Here is a 22,256-nt window from a genome sequence, read left to right on the forward strand (position 1 = left end):
GGAGGGGGCTTGCCCCCGAAGAGGCCATCAGCCCAAACGGAGTATTTACTGACCCGCTACCTTCTCCGACTTACCGTCATAGCGCTTGCGCCACTCCGTCAGAATGCTGTCGCGGTTTTTCGAGGCCCAGGTGAAGTCGTTCTTGATCAGCCGCTGCTCGTAGTCCGCCGGCAATTCGGTCTGCGGCTTGGCGATGCCCGGCTGGGCGAGCACGGCGAAGTTGTCCTTGTACAGGTCCATCGCCGCGGTGCTGGCGGAGAAGTCGGCGAGTTTCTTCGCCGCGTCGGCGTGGGCGCTGCCTTTGATCACCGCCGTCGCTTCGATGTCCCAGCCCAGGCCTTCTTTCGGCAGGATGATGTCCAGCGGCGCGCCCTGGCGCTTCAGCTGCACGGCCGGGTATTCGAAGGAAATACCGATCGGGAATTCACCCGAAGCCGCCAGCTTGCACGGCTTGGAACCGGAGTGGACGTACTGGCCGATGTTCTGGTGCAGGTCGTCCATGTACTGCCAGCCCTGCTTCTCGCCGAAGGTCTGCAGCCAGGCGCTCACATCCAGGAAACCGGTGCCCGAGGACGCCGGGTTGGGCATCACGATCTTGCCCTTGTACTCAGGCTTGGTCAGGTCTTGCCAGCTCACCGGTTTGCTCAGGCCCTGCTTCTCGGCTTCGACGGTGTTGAAGCAGATCGTCGCGGCCCAGACGTCCATGCCGACCCACGCAGGCGGGTTGGCGGCGTCACGGTAGTGTTTGCCGATCTTGTCCAGGCCCTTGGGCGCGTAACTTTCGAGCATGCCTTGCTGGTCGAGGATCGCCAGGCTCGACGCGGCCAGGCCCCAGACCACATCGGCTTGCGGGCGGTCTTTTTCCGCGAGCAGCTTGGCGGTGATGATGCCGGTGGAGTCACGCACCCATTTGATTTCGATGTCGGGGTTGGCCTGCTCGAAGGCCTGTTTATAGGTCTTCAATTGCTCGGCTTCGAGGGCCGTGTACACGGTCAATTCAGTCTTGGCGAAGGCATTCAGGCTGAATGCAGTGAGTACGGCAGCGACCAACGCGAGGGGCTTGAACATGGCATACCTCCTTCAGGGTTATTGGCCCGGCGCGGTCTGGCGCCAGGCTTGGGAGCGGCGCAACGCGCCACGTGAGGCCCACGCCAGCAGCAGCGAGACGCCGGCCGAAGTGAACAGGATCAAAGTGGACATGGCCGCCGCGCCGCCCACATTGCCGGCGTCGTCCATGTTCAACACGGCGACGGCGGCGAGGATGGTGTCGGGGCTGTAGAGGAAGATCGCCGCCGAGACAGTGGTCATCGCCGACACAAACAGGTAGCGCACGATGTCCAGCAGCGCCGGCAGGCAGATCGGCACGGTGACGCGCAGGTAGTGGCGGTACAGCGGCGCCTTGAGCGACAGCGCGGCGGCTTCGAACTCGGCATCGAGCTGGCGCAGCGCGGTGGTGGCGGTCATCTGCGCGGTGGTCAAATAATGAGCGATGGTACACACCACCAGCAGCGTCATGGTGCCGTAGAACACATGCAGCGGGTTGCCGCTGAGGTTGAAGAAGAAGACGTAGCCCAGGCCCAGCACCAGGCCCGGCACGGCCATCGGCACGAAGCTGAGCATGCGCAGCGCCAGGTTGAGGCCCTTCTGGCCCTGGGTCTTTTCCATCAGGTACGCGCCGGTGAAGATCAGCACGCTGCCGATCAACGCCGTACACAGCGCCAGGGTCAGGCTGTTGCGGTACGCCAGCCAGCCGCCGCCGGCTGTGTCTTCGAACTGGTAGTGGTTGAGCGACAGCGACAGGTTGTAGGGCCAGAACTTCACCAGCGACGAGTACACCGCCATGCCGAACACCAGCAGCAACACCGCGCAGATCAGCAGCACGATGGCCAGGTAACAGGCATCGCGCCGCCGCGACGGGGCCGGCTGGAACACTTGGGCACGGCCGCCCATAGCATCACCCTGGCGCCGACGCAGCCAGGTATCGACGCCAAAGCTGAACAGCGCCGGCAGCAGCAACACCATGCCGATCAACGCCCCGCGCCCGAACTGTTGCTGGCCGACCACGGCCTTGTAGGCTTCCAGCGCCAGCACCTGATAATCGCCGCCGACCACCACCGGTACGCCGAAGTCGGTGATGGTCAGGGTGAACACCAGGCAAAACGCGGCGAACACTGCCTGGCGCGTGGCTGGCCAAGTGATGCTGCGGAATGCCCGGGCCGGGCTGGCGCCCATGCTTGAGGCGGCATCGAACAAGCGCGCATCCGCCAGGGAAAGCGCCGACAACAGGATCATCAAGGCGTGTGGGAAGGTGTAGATCACCTCACCGAGGACAATGCCCCAGAAGCCGTAGATATTCTCCGACAACAAACCGCGCAGCAGGCCCTGGTTGCCGAACAGATAGACCAGCGCGATCCCCGGCAGCATCGACGGCGCCATCAAGGGCAGCAGCGACAGCCCGCGCCAGAGCGCCTTGGCCGGGATCAGTGTGCGTTGCAGCGCGTAGGCAAACAGATACGCCAGCGGTACGACAATGACCGCCACGCTGAGGGAGACTTTCAGGCTATTCCCAAGCAGCCAGTGGAAGTTGGCGCTGCTGACCAGTTCCCGCGCCGCCACCAGCCCGCCGCCCTGCCCGGCTTCGCTGCTGAAGCCGCGCCAGAAGATCGCCAGCAGCGGCAACAACACCGCGATACCCAGCAGGCACAGCCATAGCCATTTGCCGCCCAGCACGAAAAGGCGGTCGCCCAACTCGGCGCGGGACACCCGGCGTGCAATGGGCAGCGTCATCAGCGCACCCATGTCAGGCAAACACCTGCAGGCTGCGCGGCGGCAACGCGACCCAGATGTCCTGGGCCCCCAGGCGCGGCATGGCTTCCGGAGCCAGTTCGGCCAGCAGCGGATGACCGGGCAGTTGCGCCAGTTCAAAGCTCATGCGGCAACGGTTGCCGAGGAAGGTGATCTCGCGGACCTTGGCCGCAAACAGGTTCTCTTCATGCACCAGCGGGTTGACGCTGATCGCCTCCGGGCGGCAGAACAGGCGCCCGGAGGTGGCCGCGCCAGCATCATCGGCCAGGCGCATGTGCATCCCGCCGACCTGCGCATGGCTCGCGCTGCTGCGGCTGAACGGCAGCCAATTGCCCTGGCCGACGAACTCCGCCACGAACGGTGTGGCCGGGCGGTCGTAGATCTCTTGGGGCGTGGCGTATTGCTCGACCTTACCGTTGTTCATCACGGCAATGCGGTCGGCCATCAACATGGCTTCGTCCTGATTGTGGGTGACCATCAGCGTGGTGACGCCCAGGCGCCGTTGCAGTTGGCGCAGTTCGGTACACAGGTGCTCACGGACGCGAGCGTCGAGGGCCGACATCGGTTCATCGAGCAGCAACAGCGAGGGTGCCGGCGCCAAGGCGCGGGCCAGGGCGACCCGTTGTTGCTGGCCGCCGGAGAGTTGGCCGGGGTATTTCTTTTCGCTGCCGAGCAGGCCGACCAGTTCGAGCATCTGACCGACACGCTTGCGCACTTCATCGCGACCGCTGCCGGTGAGGCCGTAGCCGATATTCGCTTCAACGCTGAGGTTGGGGAACAACGCGTAGGACTGGAACAAAATGCCGTAGTCCCGCGCCTGCGGCGGCAGCAGGGAAACATCCCGCTCCCCCAGGTAAAGCTCCCCACTGTCCTGGCGCTCGAGGCCGGCGATGCAGCGCAGCAGCGTGGTCTTGCCGCAACCGGACGGGCCCAGCAGGCACACCAGCTCGCCGGCGGCGACGTCCAGGGACACGTTGTCCAGCGCGGTAAAGGCGCCGAAGCGTTTCTGGATACCGCGCACCTTCATTGGCGCGCCGGGTTGGGTCAGGGCTGTGTTCATGGAGGCACCTCATCAAACAGATGAGGGCCATGCTAGGCAGGCAATGCGTCCCTGATGTGGCAGAAAGGCAAAACGTGGCGATAGTGGTATTGGTGGATTTGGGTAGGGTTTATCCAGAAGGGGTGGCCTTGAGGGCCCTATCGGGGGCAAGCCCCCTCCCACATTTTGACCGCATTCTCATGTTGGAACTCGGTCAAGTGTGGGAGGGGGCTTGCCCCCGATAGGGCCCTCAAGGCCACCACCGGATTTCAGATCGGCGACATTTCCTGCGCCAACCCGAGAAAAGCAGCTGGCAGGCGAGCGCCTTTTCTTTCCTTGAGGCAGTAGAGGTACTCAGCGATCTGCGGCGCGTTCTCGATGGTCAGCACTCGCAGTTGCGGGTCGTGGGGCACTTCCTGGCGGGCGATGATGCTGATGCCGATATTGCGCAGCACCGCTTCACGAATCGACTCGCGGCTGCCGATTTCCAGCAGTGGCCCGTAACTCACGCCGGCGCCCTGCAGCAGCTGTTCCGTCAGGCGTCGCGTGGTGGAGCCGGCTTCACGCATCAACAGCGTATGCCCGGCCAGCGCGCTCAACGGCACATGATCGAGCGTCGCCAACGGGTGGTTGCGATGCACCGCCAGCACCAGCGGATCGGTGCCCAGCACACGGCGAATCAGGCGCGGGTCTTCCAGCAGTTGCGAGGACGCGGCGACGTCGACGCGGTAATCATCCAGGGCTTCGAGCACCTGTTGGGAGTTGCCGATTTCCACCGACACTTCCACCTGGGGCAAACGCTCGCGGAAGGCTTTGACCAGGTCGAGGATGTAATACGGCGCCGTCGCGGCAATCCGCAATGCGCCCTGGACCTGGCCGCTGTTACGCAGGAAAAACTCGATATCCGCTTCCTGCTGCAACAGCGTCTTGACCATCGGCAGCAGGCGCGCGCCTTCGTCGCTGACCGTCAGGCGGCGGCCCCCGCGATAGAACAGCTCGACGCCGTACTGGCTTTCCAGGTTGCGGATCTGCGTGGTGACGGTGGGCTGGCTCAGGCCGAGTTTTTTCGCCGCCTGGGTGATGCTGCCCAGGCGGGCGACCATAAAAAACGCCTTCAACTCGGCACTCAGCACACCACCCTCACATCATTTATTTGCGCAGCAGGCGCAGGCCATTGAACACCACCAGCAGGCTTACGCCCATGTCGGCAAACACCGCCATCCACATGGTGGCCATGCCCAGGAAGGTGACCGCAAGGAAGACCGCCTTGATCACCAGCGCCAGGGCGATGTTCTGCTTGAGGATACTCGAGGTTTGCCGCGACAACCGAATGAAAGCCGGAATCTTGCGCAAATCATCGTCCATCAAGGCCACGTCGGCAGTTTCGATGGCAGTGTCGGTGCCTGCCGCGGCCATGGCAAAACCGATCTCGGCGCGGGCCAACGCCGGGGCGTCGTTGATGCCGTCGCCGACCATGCCCACGCGCCGGCCTTGGCCGTAAAGGGCTTCAATGGCTAGCAGTTTGTCGGTGGGCAACAGGTCGCCCTGGGCCTGGTCGATGCCGACCTGGGCCGCAATCGCCTGGGCAGTGTGGGTGTTATCGCCGGTGAGCATCAGGGTTTTGATGCCCAGCTCGTGCAACTGCTGGATCGCTTCGCGGCTGCTGTCCTTGACCGTGTCGGCCACGGCGAACAGCGCCAGCGGGCCGGATTTGTCGAGCAGCAGCACCACGGATTTGCCTTGTTTCTCCAGGGCGAAGAGTTTGTCTTCCAGCGCGGGCGAGCACAGGCCGAGTTCTTCCACCAGGCGGTGGTTGCCCAGGTGGTAGGTTGCGCCGTTGATATCACCGCGCACACCGCGACCGGTCAGGGCAGTGAAGTTATCCACAGCATGGCGCGACAGGTTTTTATCCACAGCCGCGTTGGCGATGGCCAGCGATACCGGGTGGTCGGAACGCCCGGCGAGGGCGGCGGCCAACGCCGGCGCACTGTCTTCGACATTCGGGAACAGGGCCAGGTAGTCGGTTTGCACCGGTTTGCCGTGGGTGATGGTGCCGGTCTTGTCGAGGGCCAGGTAGTCGAGCTTGTAACCGCCCTCCAGGTACACGCCGCCCTTGATCAGGATGCCTTTGCGCGCCGCTGCGGCCAGGCCACTGACGATGGTCACCGGGGTGGAGATCACCAAGGCGCACGGGCATGCGACCACCAACAGCACCAGGGCGCGATAGATCCAGTCGAACCAGACGCCGGCCATGAACAGCGGCGGGATCAGCGCCACGCCCAGGGCAAACAGGAATACCGCCGGGGTGTAGATCTTCGCGAAACGGTCGACAAAACGCTGGGTCGGCGCACGGGCGCCCTGAGCCTGTTCCACGGCGTGGATGATCCGCGCCAGGGTCGAGTTGCTGGCGGCCGCCGTGACTGCGTATTCCAGGGAACCGGCCTGGTTGATGGTGCCGGCGAAGACTTTATCGCCCACGGTTTTTTCAATCGGCAGGCTTTCGCCGGTGATCGGCGCCTGGTCGATGGTCGACTGGCCGGCGGTGACTTCGCCGTCCAGGCCGATGCGCTCGCCGGGGCGAACCCGCACGATGGCGCCCAATTCCACACTGTTCACTTCCCGTTCGGCCCAACTGCCGTCGGCCTGGCGCACTGTGGCCCGTTCCGGGGTCATCTGCATCAAGCCGCTGATGGCATTGCGCGCGCGGTCGAGGGACTTGGCTTCGATCAATTCGGCCACGGTGAACAGGAACATCACCATCGCCGCTTCCGGCCATTGGCCGATCAGGATCGCGCCGGTCACGGCGATGCTCATCAGCGCGTTGATGTTCAGGTTGAGGTTTTTCAGGGCGATCCAGCCCTTTTTATAGGTGGTCAGGCCGCCGCTGAGGATCGAGACCAGTGCCACCAGGGCGATCACCCAGGTCGGGGCCGCGTTGGTGAAGTGGATCACTTCGGCGGCCAGGGCGCCGACGCCGGACAACGCCAACGGCCACCAGTGTTTCTTCGCCGGCGGTGCGGCAGCCGGGGTGCCCTCTTCGATCGGATCGGCCTGCATGCCCAGGGACTTGATGGCGTCGATGATCGGCGCGGTGCTCGGCAGGTCATGGGTGACGCCGAGGATGCGGTTGATCAGGTTGAATTCCAGCTGCTGCACACCGGCAAGCTTGCCCAGTTTGTTCTGGATCAGGGTCTGCTCGGTGGGGCAGTCCATGGCTTCGATGCGGAAGGTGCTCAGGCGCGAATCGGCGCTGGGCGCGGCGCTCAGTTGCACCAACGCCGGGGCTGGCGTGCCGGAGCAGCAGGAAGCGGCGTGGCCGTGGTCATGCACCGGCGTCAGTTTTTTCGGCGCATGAGCGTGGTCATGCGCGTGATCGTGCGTGTGCGGGGTGTGATGGGAGTCGCTCATCTGGTCGCGTCCGTAAGGTGCCTGTTGCCAAGTAAAGACCCTGTAGCCACTATAGGGTCAAGCACCCATTTGGAGATTGTTGCGATGAAGATCGGCGAATTGGCCAAGCTGACCGACTGCCCGGTGGAAACCATCCGTTATTACGAGAAGGAAGGCTTGCTGCCACCACCGGCACGCACCGAGGCCAACTACCGCGTGTACACCCAGGCGCACACCGAGCGGTTGGTGTTTATCCGCAACTGCCGCAGCCTGGACATGACGCTGGAAGAAATCCGCAGCCTGCTGGGCTTACGAGACAGCCCGCAGGACCAATGCGAAAACGTGAATGCGCTGATCGACGAGCATATCCACCATGTCAAAGCGCGGATCGACGGCCTGTTGGCATTGCAGGAACAGCTGATCGACCTGCGCCAGCGCTGTGGCAGCGGGCCGGAGCTGGATCAGTGCGGGATATTGCAGCGGCTGGAGGTCAGCGGCAGTGTCGCCGCCAGCGAGGCCGAGCCTTCGCATGTGGGCAGAAGCCATGGGCATTAATTCAGCCTGGTAACCGAATCAAAGTGTGGGAGTGGGCTTGCTCCCTCCCACACAAGCCCACACCTTTAGACGGAGGCGGCCTTTAGATGGCGACGTCGGCCTTGATGCTTGGGTCGGCGTCGTAACCGACGATTTCGAAGTCTTCGAACTTGTAGTCATAGATCGACGCAGGCTTACGCTTGATCACCAATTCCGGCAGCTTCTTCGGCGTGCGCGCCAGTTGGGTCTGGATCTGTTCCATGTGGTTGCTGTAGGCGTGGGTGTCGCCGGTGGTGACGATGATCTCGTGGGGGATCAGGTCGCACTGCTGGGCCAGCATGTGGGTCAGCAGCGCCAGCGCGGCGGTGTTGTACGGCAGGCCGAGGAATACGTCGGAGCTGCGGATATACAACTGCATCGACAGATGGCCGTCATGCACGAAAGCCTGGTACAGCAGGTGGCACGGCGGCAGGGCCTGCTTGCCGTTGCGCGCATTTTCCTGGGGGCTCTTGGTCTCGTCCGGCAGGTACTCGACGTTCCAGCCGTGGAACAGGATGCGGCGGCTGTTGGGGTTGGTCTTCAGCGTCTCGACCATGTAGTCGATCTGATTGATCGTGCCGCCGTCCTTGGTCGGCCAGGCGGTCCACTGCTCGCCGTACACCGGGCCCAGATCACCGTCTTCGGTGGCCCACTCGTCCCAGATACGCACGCCGTTCTCGTTCAACCACTTGATGTTGGTGTTGCCGCTCAACATCCAGATCAATTCGTTGGCGATGCTTTTGAAGTGAAGCTTCTTGGTGGTCAGCAGCGGGAAGCCGTCGGCCAAGTTATGCCGATACTGACGGGCAAACACAGCCTTGGTGCCGGTGCCGGTGCGGTCGCCCTTGGTCAGGCCATTGGTCACGACGTCGTTCAGTAGTTCGAGATATTGCTTCATGTCATTACCCGTATCGGTGCAGCCGAGACCTCGCAGGCCTCGGCATTCGAATTCAAAGCGCGGTGTTCTTCAACGGTTGCGGACGGTTGTACGCCCACCACAGCAGGCCCAGGCCGACGATGATCATCGGCAGACTGAGGATCTGGCCCATGGTCACCCAACCGAACGCCAGGTAGCCCAGTTGCGCATCCGGGACGCGCACGAACTCGACGACAAAACGGAAGATGCCGTAGAACAACGCGAACATACCCGACACAGCCATGGTCGGCCGTGGCTTGCGCGAGAAAATGTACAGAATGAGGAACAGTGCCACACCTTCCAGGGCGAACTGGTACAGCTGCGACGGATGGCGCGGCAATTGCGCCGGGTCGCTGAACGGCGGGAACACCATGGCCCACGGCACGTCGGTCGGCTTGCCCCACAGTTCGGCATTGATAAAGTTACCGATACGCCCGGCGCCCAGGCCGATCGGCACGAACGGCGCAACGAAGTCCATCAGTTGGAAGAATGACTTGCCGTTGCGGCGGCCAAACCACCAGGCGGCGAGCATCACGCCGATAAACCCACCGTGGAAGGCCATGCCGCCCTTCCATACCTCGAAGATCAGCGTCGGGTTGGCGATGTAGGCGGGCAAGTCGTAAAACAGCACATACCCCAGGCGTCCGCCGACGATGACCCCCATCGACAACCAGAAAATCAGGTCGGAGAGTTTTTCCTTGGTCCACGTCGGGTCGAAACGGTTCAGACGCCGGGACGCCATAAACCAGGCGCCGCCGATGCCGATCAGGTACATCAACCCGTACCAATGGATTTTCAGCGGACCGATGGCCAGGGCCACCGGGTCGATCTGCGGGTAAGGCAGCATTGCGACTCCTCGTTAAATCATTCGTTATGGCGACCGGGACCATGCCCGGGCGCGATTAAGGCTGCGTTACAGCAAGAAATTCAAACCCACGCAAAACAGCAGCCCGGCAAACAGGCGTTTGAGCAAGCGCGGCGACAAACGGTGCGCCAGGCGCGCGCCGAAGCGGGCAAACACCATGCTGGTCAGGGCAATGCCCAGCAGCGCCGGCAAATACACGAACCCTAGACTATGAGCGGGCAGCAGCGGGTCATGCCAGCCCAGAATCATGAAACTTAATGCACTGGCCAGCGCAATCGGCAGCCCGCAGGCCGACGAAGTGGCCACCGCTTGCTGCATCGGCACGCTGCGCCAGGTCAAAAACGGCACGGTCAGCGAACCGCCGCCAATCCCGAAAATCGCCGAGGCCCAGCCGATCACCGTGCCCGCCAGGGTCAGACCGAGCTTGCCCGGCACCGTTCGACTGGCCTTGGGCTTGACCTCCAGGGCCAACTGCACGGCGATGATCAGCGCGAACACGCCGATGATCTTCTGCAAGTGGGGGCCGGAAATCGCCTCGGCGGTCAGCGCGCCAAAACCGGCGCCGATCAGGATGCCCACGGTCATCCACACAAAGATCGGCCAGCGCACTGCGCCCCGTCGATGGTGCTCACGCACGGCGTTGATCGAGGTGAAGATGATCGTCGCCAGGGACGTGCCCACGGCCAGGTGGGTCAGCACCTGCGGGTCGAAGCCCTGCAAGGTGAAGCTGAACACCAGCACCGGCACGATAATGATCCCGCCGCCCACGCCAAACAGCCCGGCGAGCACCCCGGCACAGGCGCCCAGCAGTAAATACAGCAGAAATTCCATGGGAGCCCCCAAACCAAGTCCGGCATGTTAACGGATGGAAGGCATGCGACCCAACTGGATACGATGGAACGCCCGCGCCAGTGTAGGTAGAGTGGCCAAACACACAAAGGGAGATCGCCTGATGTGCCTGATTGTTTTCGCCTGGCGGCCGGGCCATGCCCAACCGCTGATCGTCGCGGCCAACCGTGACGAGTTCTACGCCCGCCCCAGCCTGCCGCTGGCCCAATGGCCGGATGCGCCTGCGGTCTATGCCGGACGCGATCAGGAAGCGGGCGGCACCTGGCTGGGGGTGAACGCCGACGGGCGGTTTGCCGCCCTGACCAATATCCGCGACCCGCACCAGCCGCCGGCCCGCAAGTCGCGTGGGGAATTGGTGGCGCGGTTTCTCAGCGGTTCGCTGCCGCTTGAGCAGTATTTGGCGGAGATCAACGGCCGTTCGATTGAATATGCCGGGTTCAACCTGCTGGTGGGCACGCGGGAGGAACTGTGGCATTACAACGCCCGCGACAGCGTGCCTACGCAGCTGCCCGCCGGGGTGTACGGCCTTTCCAATGCAGGGCTCGACACGCCATGGCCGAAATTGCTCAAGGCCAAGGCGGCGCTGGGCGAGGTACTGGAGAACCCGCAGCCGGAAACCTTGCTGGATATCTTGAGCGACCCGCAGACCGCGCCGTTTGCCGACTTGCCGGACACCAGCGTGGGCTTGGCGACCGAGAGTTTGCTATCAAGCGTATTTATCGCCAGCCCCAGTTATGGGACACGGGCGAGTACAGCGCTGATTGTGAATGCGGACGGCACGCGGCAGATGGTGGAGCGCAGTTTTGGGCCGCACGGTGGGCGGCTCGGCGAAGTCGAACTCTCGCTCTAGACACACCACAAAACCAATGTGGGAGGGGCGGTGCGACGATTCGACTTGCCCCCGATTAGGGTGTATCAGCCAAAAGTGTGCTGACTGACACTCCGTAATCGGGGGCAAGTCGAATCGTCGCACCGCCCCTCCCACATTTTTGATCGGCGCCAGGTTTTAGAGGGTTTTGGCTGAGGCCGGGTTGATCATCCGCGTCAACCCCAGGTTCTTCAGCGCCAGTTGCAGCGAGCTGTGGATAACTTGCGGGTTGTCGATGGTCATCAGCTCGGCCAGCAGTTCCTTGGCCATGCTCAGGTTGACCTGGCGCAGCAGCCACTTCACCTTCGGCAAGTTGGTGGCGTTCATCGACAGGCTGTCAAAGCCCATCGCCATCAACAGCACCGCTGCCGCCGGATCGCCGGCCATTTCCCCGCAGATGCTCACCGGCTTGCCTTCGGCATGGGCGTCGCGCACCACATGTTGCAGCGCTTGCAGCACCGCCGGGTGCAGGTAGTCGTAGAGGTCGGCCACCCGTGGGTTGTTGCGGTCCACGGCCAGCAGGTATTGGGTCAGGTCGTTGGAGCCCACCGACAGGAAGTCCACCTGCCGCGCCAGTTCCTTGGCCTGGTACACCGCCGCCGGAATTTCGATCATCACGCCGATCGGCGGCATCGGTACGTCGGCGCCTTCGTCGCGCACCTCGCCCCAGGCGCGGTGGATCAGGTGCAGGGCTTCTTCCAGCTCATGGGTGCCGGAGATCATCGGCAGCAGGATGCGCAGGTTGTTCAGGCCCTCGCTGGCCTTGAGCATGGCGCGGGTTTGTACGAGGAAAATTTCCGGGTGGTCGAGGGTGACGCGAATCCCGCGCCAGCCGAGGAAGGGGTTGTCTTCCTTGATCGGGAAATACGACAGTGACTTATCGCCGCCAATGTCCAGGCTGCGCATCGTCACCGGCAACGGATGGAAGGCGGACAGTTGCTCGCGATAAATCGCCAGCTGCTCCTTCTCGCTCGGAAAGCGCTGGTTGATCATGAACGGCACTTCGGTGCGGTACAGCCCAACCCCTTCGGCGCCGCGTTGTTGCGCGCGGGCCACATCGGCGAGCAGGCCGGTGTTGACCAGCAGCGGCACGCGATGCCCGTCGAGGGTCACGCAGGGCAGTTCGCGCAAGGCGTCGAGGCCCTGGGACAGCTGGCGTTCCTCTTCCACCACCTCGGCGTACTGCTTGCGCATCACTTCGCTGGGGTTGGTGAACACCTCGCCACGGTTGCCGTCGACGATCATTTCGATGCCGTCGACCTTGGAATACGGCAGGTCCACCAGGCCCATCACCGTCGGAATGCCCATGGCCCGGGCCAGGATCGCGACGTGGGAGTTGCCCGAACCGAGCACCGAGATCAGGCCCACCAGTTTGCCTTCCGGCACTTCGCCGAGCATGGTGGCGGTCAGTTCTTCACTGATCAGGATGGTGTTGTCGGGGTAGACCAGGTTGGTGGAACGGTCTTCCTGCAAGTAAGCGAGCAGACGGCGACCGAGGTCGCGCACATCCGAGGCGCGCTCGCGCAGGTAGGCGTCGTCCATCAATTCGAAACGGTTGACGTGATCGGAGACCACCTGGCGCAGCGCGCCCTGGGCCCACTGGCCGGTCTTGATCACGTTTTTGACTTCGCTGCCCAGCGACGCGTCATCCAGCATCATCTGGTACACCTCGAACAGCGCTCGCTCTTCGGGGCGCAGTTGGGTGGCGAGCTTGTTCGACAGGTTGCGCATGTCGGCGCGCACGCCTTCCAGGGCGGTCTTGAACAGTTTGATTTCGGCGTCGATGTCGCTGACGGTCTTGTCCGGCACCACATCGAGGTCGGCCGGCGGCAACATGACCACGGCCGTACCGACGGCCGCACCTGGCGAGCCCGGTACGCCGACGAATTTGGCTTCCTGGATGCCCTTGCCCTGGCGCCCCAGGCCGCGAATCGAGCCGGTGGCTTCGGCATGGGCGATCACCCCGGCCAATTGCGCGCTCATGGTCACGAGGAAGGCTTCTTCGCCTTCGTCGAACTGGCGGCGTTCTTTCTGCTGGATGACCAACACGCCGACAACGCGGCGGTGGTGAATGATCGGCGCGCCGAGGAACGAGGCGTAGCGCTCTTCGCCGGTTTCGGCAAAGTAGCGATAACGCGGGTGATCAGCCGCGTTTTCAAGGTTCAGGGGTTCTTCACGCGTCCCTACCAAGCCCACCAGACCTTCATTGGGCGCCATGCTGACCTTGCCGATGGAGCGCTTGTTCAAGCCCTCGGTCGCCATCAGCACAAAACGGTTGGTCTCGGGGTCCAGCAGGTAAACCGAGCAGACCTGGCTGCCCATGGCTTCCTTGACGCGCAACACAATAATCCCCAACGCCGCCTTGAGATCCTTGGCGGAGTTAACTTCCTGGACGATCTTGCGCAGCGTATTGAGCATGGCTCGGGGTCGAACTCCGTCGTCAGTCGCGCGTTAAAAGGCGCGGGGCAAGCTCTTTGAGAGCGCGACGATAAACCTCGCGCTTGAATGTCACCACCTGGCCCAACGGATACCAATAACTGACCCAACGCCAGCCATCGAACTCCGGTTTACCGGTCAAATCCATCCGCACCCGCTGCTCGTTGGAGATCAGGCGCAGGAGAAACCATTTCTGCTTCTGGCCGATACACAGCGGTTGGCTGTGGGTACGCACCAGGCGTTGCGGCAAACGATAACGCAACCAGCCACGGGTACAGGCCAAAATTTGCACATCTTCGCGCTCAAGGCCGACTTCTTCGTTCAACTCGCGGTACAAGGCGTCTTCAGGGGTTTCGTCAGGGTTGATCCCACCTTGAGGAAACTGCCAGGCATCTTGGTTGATTCGGCGAGCCCATAGGACCTGTCCGGAATCATTCGTAAGAATAATCCCGACATTAGGACGGAAACCATCGGGGTCGATCACGGCAACAACCTCGCAAACGCATGTCGTAGCATTGTTCCACAAAGGTTGTTCCAGCGGCAACGAGGCTTCTTAGCTTATGTGCAGTCTTGTGAAAAGACCGTATTCTGGACGCCTTTTTACAGACTTTTCAGCGGGTAACTGTAATGCGCCTGGCTTTATTCGACTTGGACAACACGCTTCTGGGGGGTGACAGCGATCACGCCTGGGGCGATTACCTCTGTGAACGCGGATTTCTCGACCCGGTGACCTACAAGGCACGCAACGACGAATTCTATCAGGACTACCTGGCCGGCCAGCTGGATAACGCGGCCTACCTGAATTTTTGCCTGGAAATCCTCGGCCGCACCGAAATGGCCCAACTGGAGGCATGGCACAACGACTACATGCGCGACTGCATCGAGCCGATCATGCTGCCGCAGGCATTTGAACTGCTGGCCAAGCACCGCGCCGCTGGCGACAAGCTGGTGATCATCACCGCGACCAACCGCTTCGTCACCGCGCCAATTGCCGCACGCCTGGGCGTGGACGCCCTGATTGCCACCGAATGCGAGATGGAAGACGGCCGCTACACCGGGCGCAGCACCGATGTACCGTGCTTTCGCGAAGGCAAGGTGACGCGCCTGAACCGCTGGCTGGAAGAAACCGGGCACAGCCTGGAAGGCAGCTACTTCTACAGCGATTCGATGAATGACTTGTCGCTGCTGGAGCAGGTGACGTATCCGATCGCGGTAGACCCGGACCCGAATCTGCGGGCTGAGGCTGAAAAACGCGGCTGGCCGGTGATTACGCTGCGGAGCTGATGGCTCTATCGGGGGCAAGCCCCCTCCCACATTTAACTGCATTTCAACGGATGTACGCGGTTAAATGTGGGAGGGAGCTTGCTCCCGATGCAGACAACTCGGTCCCAAGCCTTAAACCGGCTTGGCGCCCATCAACCCCGCAATCGCCACAAACCCCACCAGACTGACCACCGCCAATGCCAAGGTGAAATTCAGGCTACCGCCCTCGCCCTTGCGCAAGCGATTGAGCCGCGCCACCAGCCAGAACCAGCATAGCGCCGCGACGGTGTAGAGCAGGCTGGAACCCAGGATCCAGGTCTGCCCCAGCGGCCAGCCGACCAGATGCACCAGCCACCAGCCGGTAAACGGCATGCTGATCAGGCAGATCCCCATCAACAACCATACGAACGCCCACGGGCGCTGCACGGTGATCGCCGGGCCGGCGCTGCGTTTGCGCCAGGCCAGCAGCGCCAGGCCGAGGCCGCTGAGCAGCAGCAACACGGTCGCCGCCATGTGGATAACTTTGAGGGTGGTCAGGGTTTCCATGTGTCGTCTTCCTTAAAGGCCGCCCCAATCAGCGTAGTCGCTCAACCGAGGAACAGTTTGTAAGCCGGGTTATCGCTTTCATCCCAGTACGGGTAGCCGATGGCTTCAAGGGCTGCCGATACCAGATGGCGCTCGTCCGCCGGGACTTGCAGGCCGGCGACCACGCGGCCGTCGGCTGCGCCGTGGTTGCGATAGTGGAACATCGAGATGTTCCAGCGCCCGCCTAATTTGTTAAGAAAGTTGAACAAGGCGCCCGGCCGCTCCGGGAATTCGAAGCGAAACACCACTTCATCGCTGACCTTCGCCGCGTGCCCGCCGACCATATGGCGGATGTGCAACTTGGCCAGTTCGTTCTCGGTCAGATCGAGCACCGGGAAACCCTGGCTGGTCAGGCTGGCGATCAATGCGCTGCGCGGATCGTTTTCCGGGTGGGTCTGCACGCCGACGAAAATGTGCGCCTCGCGGCCGGAGTGGTAGCGATAGTTGAATTCGGTGATCTGGCGCTTGCCCACGGCTTCACAGAACGCCTTGAAGCTGCCCGGCTTCTCGGGGATGGTCACGGCGATGATGGCTTCGCGGCCTTCACCCAGCTCGGCGCGCTCGGCCACATGGCGCAGGCGGTCGAAGTTGACGTTGGCGCCGGAGTCGATGGCCACCAGGGTTTGCCCGGTGACGCCACGGCTCTCGACATATTTCTTGATGCCCGCCACACCCAAGGCGCCCGCCGGTTCGGTGATGGAACGGGTGTCGTCATAGATGTCCTTGATCGCCGCACAGATTTCATCGGTGCTGACAGTGATCACTTCGTCCACATAGTCTTTGCAGATGTCGAAGGTGTACTGGCCGATCTGCGCCACCGCCACGCCATCGGCAAAAATCCCCACGGTCGGCAGCACCACGCGCTCGCCGGCGGCCATGGCGGCCTGCAGGCAGTTGGAGTCGTCCGGCTCGACGCCGATGATCTTGATCTCCGGACGCAGGTATTTCACATACGCCGCGATACCGGCGATCAGCCCGCCGCCGCCGACCGGCACGAAGATCGCGTCCAGCGGCCCAGGGTGCTGGCGCAGGATCTCCATCGCCACGGTCCCCTGCCCGGCAATGGTGTGCGGATCGTCGTAGGGGTGAATGTAGACGTAGCCTTTTTCGTCGACCAGTTTCAGCGAGTAGGCCAGGGCTTCCGGGAACGAATCACCGTGCAGCACCACTTTGCCACCACGGGAACGCACGCCTTCGACCTTGATTTCCGGGGTGGTCTTGGGCATCACGATAGTGGCCTTGACCCCCAGCACCTTGGCCGCCAGGGCCAGGCCCTGGGCATGGTTGCCCGCCGAAGCGGTGACCACGCCGCGCGCGCGCTCATCGGCCGTCAACTGGGTCAGCTTGTTGTACGCGCCGCGAATCTTGAACGAGAACACCGGCTGCAGGTCTTCCCGCTTGAGCAAGACCTTGTTGCCCAGCCGCTCGGAGAGCTGGCGGGCGGCCTGCAACGGGGTTTCTATGGCAACGTCGTAAACGCGCGAGGTGAGGATCTTTTTGACGTACTGTTCAAGCATCGGCAGGCATCACTGGGCGGAGTGGGCAGGGTCGACGAGTCTAACTCAGCGTTTGGCCGGGCGACCACACGAATCCAAAGGTTTTGATGGGTTATACTCGCGCCCTCTCTACTCCCCGCCCGTTCCGGAGCCCGCATGACCCAGGATCAACTCAAACAGGCAGTGGCCCAGGCCGCCGTCGATTTAATCCTTCCTAAACTCGATGACAAGAGCATCGTCGGCGTCGGCACCGGCTCCACTGCCAACTGCTTCATCGATGCGCTGGCCAAGCACAAGGGCGCGTTCGATGGCGCCGTGGCCAGCTCCGAAGCCACCGCCGCGCGCCTCAAGGGCCATGGCATTCCGGTGTACGAGCTCAATACCGTCAGCGACCTGGAGTTCTACGTCGACGGCGCCGATGAAAGCGACGCGCACCTGAACCTGATCAAGGGCGGTGGCGCGGCCCTGACCCGCGAGAAGATCGTCGCGGCCGTGGCCAAGACCTTTATCTGCATCGCCGACGCCAGCAAACTGGTGCCGGTACTCGGCGCCTTCCCGCTGCCGGTGGAAGTGATCCCGATGGCCCGCAGCCACGTGGCCCGCGAACTGGTGAAGCTGGGCGGCGACCCGGTGTACCGCGAAGGCGTGTTGACCGACAACGGCAACATCATCCTCGACGTGTACAACATGCAGATCACCAACCCGGTGGAGCTTGAGACGCAGATCAACGCCATCGTCGGCGTGGTCACCAACGGCCTGTTCGCCGCACGCCCGGCTGACGTGCTGCTGCTGGGCACCGCGGAAGGCGTGAAAACCCTCAAGGCCTGACGCACAACCGAATGTGGGGTCGGCGGTGTGTTCAGGCTTCTGGTTTCTTGAACACGTAGAACAGGTTCGGCTCGCTGACCAGGTACAACGTACCCGCGTCATCCATGGCGATCCCTTCGGCCTGCGGCACCCGCGCATTCAGGCCATGGCGCCCGTTAAGCAGCGACAAACTGCTTAACGGGCGACCGTCGATATCCAGCTCCAACACCAGGAACGACTCATCCGACAGCGCCAGTAAATGGCCGCTGCGTTCGTCGTATTGCAGGCTCGACAGGTCGCGCACGAACAGCCCGGCATCGCGTTTGGGGTTGTTGATGACGTGGACCGAGTAGGTTTTTTCCGGTTTGAAATGGGGAAACCCGTGAACCTCATAGATCACCATCGGGTCGCGTTCCTTCGCCACGAACAGGCGCTTGCCCACTGAGTCGTAGGCAAGCCCTTCAAACCCCTTGTTGCCCCCCACATGCACACCCAGGGTCATCTGCTCCGCGTCGGCGGCGTCGAGGAACTGCGTATCGTCGTCCACATGCACCTTGATCAGGCGCTGTTGGCGCTCATCGCTGATGACATAGATGTTGTCGCTGATAAATTCCACGGCCTCGGCATCTCCGAAGCCGACCAGGGAAATCCGTCGCAGGATCTTGCCAGCGAGGGACAGTTCGACCAGCTCGGCGTTTTTGTTGGTGACGGTAAACAGGCTTTTACGCACCGGGTCGTAGGTCAGCGCGGAGACGTCGTCATCCAGGCCTTCGATCACCTGGCCCTCGACGCTGACCCGGTAATCCGCCAGGCCAATGGCGCGTTCGCCAACAGGCTGGCCCCACACCTGCCAATTGAACCAGGCCCGTTCGAACAGGCGAAACTGTTGTGCGACAACGCCCGCGCCCATCAAGGCGATCAGCACCAGTATGAAAAAAGCCGGTTTGGGGCGGGCAAGTCGACGCATCGGGCGGGCTCAAAGTCAAAAATGGCGAATGAATATCACGCCCGCCTGAATTTAAACTTAAACGCGCCCGGTGTGTGGCGTATGCCGCGGATAGAGAAATATCCGACGTAATCGGTTGTTATTTCTGTTTTTCGAAACGATAGAACAGGTTCGGCTCACTGACCATGTAGAGGTTGCCGTTCTCGTCCAGGGTCACGCCTTCGGCACGCGAGATCGTGTTCTTGAGGCCGTTGAAGCCGCCGAGCAAGGTCATGAAGCTGACTGGCTCGCCCTTTTCATCCAGTTCCAGCAGCAGGTGGGACTCTGCCGACAGCGCCAGCAGGTGCCCGGTGCGCGGATCGATGGTTAGCGCCGAGAGGTTGCGCATGTCGAGCTTTGTATTGGCGAGCTTTTGCTTGTCACCGACCAGGGTCTGGCTGCCGTCGCTTTTCCAGGTGAACAGCGCCGGCGGGCGTTCTTCGCCGAGCACGAACTGCTGGTTGCGCTTGTCCCAGGTGACACCTTCAAAGGCTTTGTTCTGGTCTTTGGACGGGCCCAGGTCGTAACTCGGGAAGTCGGCCTTGTTCAACGCCGTGGTGCTGGCGTCGACCTTGACGATGGTCAGGCTGTGCTGGCGTTCATCGACCACGGCCATCAGGCCGTTTTCCATCACCGTCACACCTTCCGGGTTGTTCCAACCGTTAAGGGGCATCTTGCGCAGCACATCGCCTTGCAGGGTCAACTCGACGAGGAATGGATTTTTGCCCATGACGGAAAACAGGGTTTTCGTCTGCGGATTGTAGGACAGGTCCGAGGCCTCGTCCTTCTCCATACCGGGCAGCCGCTTGGCGTCGATGACGGCGCGGTAATCCGGGAGCCACACGCTCGCTTGGCGTTTGGCCGGGCTTTCAAAACGTTCCACGACCCACAACACTCCGCGGTCATCCCAATGCATGGCCCAGGCAACGCCATACACAATCGCCCCGACCAGAAGCAGCCAGGAATACCAGCGCAGAGCAAAACGAGAGCGTGGCTTGGAGGTGACGGTAGGCAGGGACACGGCCATTGAGCGCTTTTTCCGGAAAGTCAGCGTTAGGTGAAAGCACAGGAATAACCGGCCCGCGCGCTAGAGGCTGAAGATTATCCGGATGGGGTGTGAAAAAAATGCAAACAACCGAAACGGGTGCGGGACCTGTGGCGAGCGAGCTTGTTCGCTCGCCACAGGGTTGTGCCGAAGTTAGCGAACGCTGCTTTCGAAGCGGGTCACACCGGACAGTTCCAGCACCAGCTTGTCACCGACATTCAACGGCCCAACGCCAGCGGGGGTGCCGGTGAGGATCACGTCGCCGGCCTGCAGCGAGAAGCAGCCGGCCATGTACTGGATCATCGGGATGATCGGGTTGAGCATGGCCGCGCTGTTACCATTCTGGCGCACTTCGCCGTTGATGCTCAGGCGAATGCCGATATCGGTCAGGTCCGGGAAGGTGCTGCCGACCACGAACGGCGCGATCACCGCCGCGCCGTCGAAGGACTTGGCGATTTCCCACGGCAAGCCCTTGGCTTTCAACTCGGCCTGCTTGTCGCGCAGGGTCAGGTCCAGGGCCGGGGCGAAGCCGGAGATGGCATCGAGCACTTCTTCGCGGCTGGGCTTGGTCGACAGGGGTTTGCCGATCAGCACCGCAATTTCCGCTTCGTAATGCACCGAACCACGTTCGGTCGGAATGCTGAAACCACCTTCCAGCGCCACAACGCAGCTGCCCGGCTTGATGAACAGCAACGGTTCGGTCGGTACCGGGTTATCCAGTTCCTTGGCATGTTCGGCGTAGTTGCGCCCAATACACACCACTTTACCCACCGGGAAGTGGATGTTGGTGCCGTCGACATACTTGTGCTGGTAGCTCATGGAACGACTCCTTCAGGGGCGGTTAAACAGCGAAGATCTTGCCGGGGTTCATGATCCCGTTCGGGTCAAACACCGCTTTCACGGCCTTCATGTATTCGATTTCAACCGGCGAGCGGCTGTAGGTCAGGTAGTCGCGCTTGGTCATGCCCACGCCGTGTTCGGCGGAGATCGAGCCGTTGTACTTCGCCACGGTTTCGAACACCCACTTGTTCACGGTGGCGCACTTGGCAAAGAACTCGTCCTTGCTCAGGTTTTCCGGCTTGAGGATGTTCAGGTGCAGGTTGCCGTCGCCGATATGGCCGAACCAGACGATTTCGAAGTCGGGGTAGTGTTCGCCGACGATCGCGTCAATTTCCTTCAAGAATGCCGGCACTTTCGACACCGTGACCGAAATGTCGTTCTTGTACGGCGTCCAGTGGGAAATGGTCTCGGAGATGTACTCGCGCAGTTTCCACAGGTTGTGCAGTTGGGTTTCGCTCTGGCTCATCACGCCGTCCAGCACCCAGCCCTGCTCGACGCAGTGCTCGAAGGTTTCCAGGGCGTGGTTGGCGACTTCTTCGGTGGTGGCTTCGAATTCCAGCAGTGCGTAGAACGGGCACTCGGTCTCGAACGGCGCCGGCACGTCACCACGGCCGAGGACTTTGGCCAGGGCCTTGTCAGAGAAAAACTCGAAAGCGGTCAGGTCCAGCTTGCTTTGGAATGCGTGCAACACCGGCATGATCGCGTCGAAGTCGGTGGTGCCGAGCACCATCGCGGTGAGGTTTTTCGGCGCACGGTCCAGGCGCATGGTGGCTTCCACCACAAAGCCCAGGGTACCTTCGGCACCGATGAACAGCTGGCGCATGTCGTAGCCGGTGGCGTTCTTGATCAGGTCGCGGTTCAGTTCCAGCACGTCGCCTTTGCCGGTGACGACCTTCATGCCGGCGACCCAATTACGGGTCATGCCGTAGCGAATGACCTTGATCCCGCCGGCATTGGTGCCGATATTGCCGCCAATCTGGCTCGAACCGGACGAAGCGAAGTCCACCGGGTAGTACAGGCCGTGCTCTTCGGCGACGTTCTGCAATTGCTTGGTGACCACGCCCGGCTGGCACTTGGCGGTGCGGTCGGTGAGGTTCACCTCGAGGATCTGGTTCATATAGTCGAACGAGACGACCACTTCACCATTGGCCGCAACGGCGGCAGCCGACAGGCCGGTACGCCCACCGGACGGCACCAGCGCGACCTTGTGCTCATTGGCCCAGCGCACGATGGCCTGCACCTGTTCAATCGTCTTGGGGAATACGATGGCAGTCGGGGCCGGGGCGAAGTGCTTGGTCCAATCCTTGCCGTAAGCCTCCAGGGAGTCGGCGTCGGTCAGCACTTTGCCGGGCTCAACCAGGGTCTTTAGCTCATCAATCAGGGCAGGATGGGTCATCGACAGAACTCTCGAACAATTCATGGTCATCCTGAGAACGCTTCACGTCGCAGGAATAGGTGTTTAGCGGGGCGCGTATGCTAGCATACCGCCCCCGTAGG

Annotated in this window: 20 protein-coding genes; 4 read left to right on the forward strand and 16 right to left on the reverse strand. The window is 62.2% G+C overall.

Annotated features, from left to right (window positions below):
* Nucleotides 1-45 precede the first annotated feature (45 nt).
* The 5 genes from MOQ67_RS29960 to MOQ67_RS29980 form a co-directional block, all read right to left on the reverse strand.
* Nucleotides 46-1,068: a putative 2-aminoethylphosphonate ABC transporter substrate-binding protein gene (locus MOQ67_RS29960; RefSeq protein ID WP_017845046.1), complete on the reverse strand. Its 1,023-nt coding sequence runs from the start codon at nt 1,066-1,068 to the stop codon at nt 46-48.
* A gap of 18 nt (nt 1,069-1,086) precedes the next feature.
* The gene (locus MOQ67_RS29965; protein ID WP_046381734.1) at nt 1,087-2,799 is read right to left on the reverse strand and encodes a putative 2-aminoethylphosphonate ABC transporter permease subunit; all 1,713 of its coding nucleotides are present in this window, start codon (nt 2,797-2,799) and stop codon (nt 1,087-1,089) included.
* Nucleotide 2,800: 1 nt separating this feature from the next.
* Nucleotides 2,801-3,865, reverse strand: a complete 1,065-nt coding sequence (locus MOQ67_RS29970; protein ID WP_046381733.1) for a putative 2-aminoethylphosphonate ABC transporter ATP-binding protein — start codon at nt 3,863-3,865, stop codon at nt 2,801-2,803.
* Nucleotides 3,866-4,113: 248 nt separating this feature from the next.
* Complete coding sequence (locus tag MOQ67_RS29975; RefSeq protein ID WP_102618676.1) at nt 4,114-4,977, reverse strand: LysR family transcriptional regulator; 864 nt, start codon at nt 4,975-4,977, stop codon at nt 4,114-4,116.
* 16 nt (nt 4,978-4,993) lie between these two features.
* Nucleotides 4,994-7,252, reverse strand: a complete 2,259-nt coding sequence (locus tag MOQ67_RS29980) for a heavy metal translocating P-type ATPase (protein WP_448675763.1) — start codon at nt 7,250-7,252, stop codon at nt 4,994-4,996.
* An 84-nt stretch (nt 7,253-7,336) separates the two neighbouring features.
* Between MOQ67_RS29980 and cadR the strand changes: the two genes are divergently transcribed.
* Nucleotides 7,337-7,786 (forward strand): Cd(II)/Pb(II)-responsive transcriptional regulator, encoded by a 450-nt coding sequence (gene cadR, locus MOQ67_RS29985; RefSeq protein ID WP_017845051.1) that lies wholly within the window; start codon nt 7,337-7,339, stop codon nt 7,784-7,786.
* Nucleotides 7,787-7,868: 82 nt separating this feature from the next.
* Here the strand turns inward: cadR and MOQ67_RS29990 are convergent, their stop codons facing one another.
* From MOQ67_RS29990 to MOQ67_RS30000, 3 genes are all read right to left on the reverse strand, one after another.
* Nucleotides 7,869-8,702 carry a thymidylate synthase gene (locus tag MOQ67_RS29990; protein ID WP_017845052.1) on the reverse strand — a complete coding sequence of 278 codons (834 nt, stop codon included), beginning with the start codon at nt 8,700-8,702 and terminating at the stop codon, nt 7,869-7,871.
* Nucleotides 8,703-8,754: 52 nt separating this feature from the next.
* The gene (gene lgt / locus MOQ67_RS29995; protein WP_017845053.1) at nt 8,755-9,567 is read right to left on the reverse strand and encodes a prolipoprotein diacylglyceryl transferase; all 813 of its coding nucleotides are present in this window, start codon (nt 9,565-9,567) and stop codon (nt 8,755-8,757) included.
* A 66-nt stretch (nt 9,568-9,633) separates the two neighbouring features.
* Entirely contained in the window at nt 9,634-10,416 is a 783-nt protein-coding gene (locus MOQ67_RS30000; protein WP_017845054.1) for a sulfite exporter TauE/SafE family protein, read from the reverse strand.
* Nucleotides 10,417-10,537: 121 nt separating this feature from the next.
* Between MOQ67_RS30000 and MOQ67_RS30005 the strand changes: the two genes are divergently transcribed.
* Nucleotides 10,538-11,284, forward strand: coding sequence for an NRDE family protein (locus MOQ67_RS30005; RefSeq protein ID WP_448675764.1), 747 nt, complete (start codon nt 10,538-10,540; stop codon nt 11,282-11,284).
* A 156-nt stretch (nt 11,285-11,440) separates the two neighbouring features.
* On the opposite strand, the gene ptsP is transcribed toward MOQ67_RS30005, so the two are convergent.
* Complete coding sequence (ptsP, locus tag MOQ67_RS30010; protein WP_017845056.1) at nt 11,441-13,720, reverse strand: phosphoenolpyruvate--protein phosphotransferase; 2,280 nt, start codon at nt 13,718-13,720, stop codon at nt 11,441-11,443.
* Nucleotides 13,721-13,742: 22 nt separating this feature from the next.
* On the reverse strand, nt 13,743-14,222 hold the full coding sequence (locus MOQ67_RS30015) for an RNA pyrophosphohydrolase (RefSeq protein ID WP_026139795.1): 480 nt from the start codon (nt 14,220-14,222) through the stop codon (nt 13,743-13,745).
* Nucleotides 14,223-14,365: 143 nt separating this feature from the next.
* On the opposite strand from MOQ67_RS30015, the gene MOQ67_RS30020 reads away from it, so the two are divergent.
* A complete protein-coding gene (locus MOQ67_RS30020) occupies nt 14,366-15,022 on the forward strand; it encodes a histidinol-phosphatase (protein WP_017845058.1) in 657 nt (218 codons plus the stop codon).
* A gap of 111 nt (nt 15,023-15,133) precedes the next feature.
* On the opposite strand, the gene MOQ67_RS30025 is transcribed toward MOQ67_RS30020, so the two are convergent.
* Both MOQ67_RS30025 and ilvA read right to left on the reverse strand, forming a co-directional pair.
* Nucleotides 15,134-15,547, reverse strand: a complete 414-nt coding sequence (locus MOQ67_RS30025; protein WP_017845059.1) for a DUF2269 family protein — start codon at nt 15,545-15,547, stop codon at nt 15,134-15,136.
* A 41-nt stretch (nt 15,548-15,588) separates the two neighbouring features.
* Nucleotides 15,589-17,103: a threonine ammonia-lyase, biosynthetic gene (gene ilvA, locus MOQ67_RS30030; protein WP_017845060.1), complete on the reverse strand. Its 1,515-nt coding sequence runs from the start codon at nt 17,101-17,103 to the stop codon at nt 15,589-15,591.
* Nucleotides 17,104-17,238: 135 nt separating this feature from the next.
* On the opposite strand from ilvA, the gene rpiA reads away from it, so the two are divergent.
* A complete protein-coding gene (gene rpiA, locus MOQ67_RS30035) occupies nt 17,239-17,910 on the forward strand; it encodes a ribose-5-phosphate isomerase RpiA (RefSeq protein WP_017845061.1) in 672 nt (223 codons plus the stop codon).
* A 31-nt stretch (nt 17,911-17,941) separates the two neighbouring features.
* On the opposite strand, the gene MOQ67_RS30040 is transcribed toward rpiA, so the two are convergent.
* From MOQ67_RS30040 to MOQ67_RS30055, 4 genes are all read right to left on the reverse strand, one after another.
* On the reverse strand, nt 17,942-18,856 hold the full coding sequence (locus MOQ67_RS30040; protein ID WP_046487870.1) for an SdiA-regulated domain-containing protein: 915 nt from the start codon (nt 18,854-18,856) through the stop codon (nt 17,942-17,944).
* Between the two features lie 118 nt (nt 18,857-18,974).
* Nucleotides 18,975-19,901, reverse strand: coding sequence for an SdiA-regulated domain-containing protein (locus tag MOQ67_RS30045; protein WP_104904281.1), 927 nt, complete (start codon nt 19,899-19,901; stop codon nt 18,975-18,977).
* A 171-nt stretch (nt 19,902-20,072) separates the two neighbouring features.
* Nucleotides 20,073-20,738, reverse strand: coding sequence for a fumarylacetoacetate hydrolase family protein (locus MOQ67_RS30050; RefSeq protein ID WP_017845064.1), 666 nt, complete (start codon nt 20,736-20,738; stop codon nt 20,073-20,075).
* A gap of 22 nt (nt 20,739-20,760) precedes the next feature.
* Nucleotides 20,761-22,155: an FAD-binding oxidoreductase gene (locus tag MOQ67_RS30055; RefSeq protein WP_017845065.1), complete on the reverse strand. Its 1,395-nt coding sequence runs from the start codon at nt 22,153-22,155 to the stop codon at nt 20,761-20,763.
* Nucleotides 22,156-22,256 lie beyond the last annotated feature (101 nt).

This window comes from Pseudomonas sp. LY-1 (genome assembly GCF_053502595.1).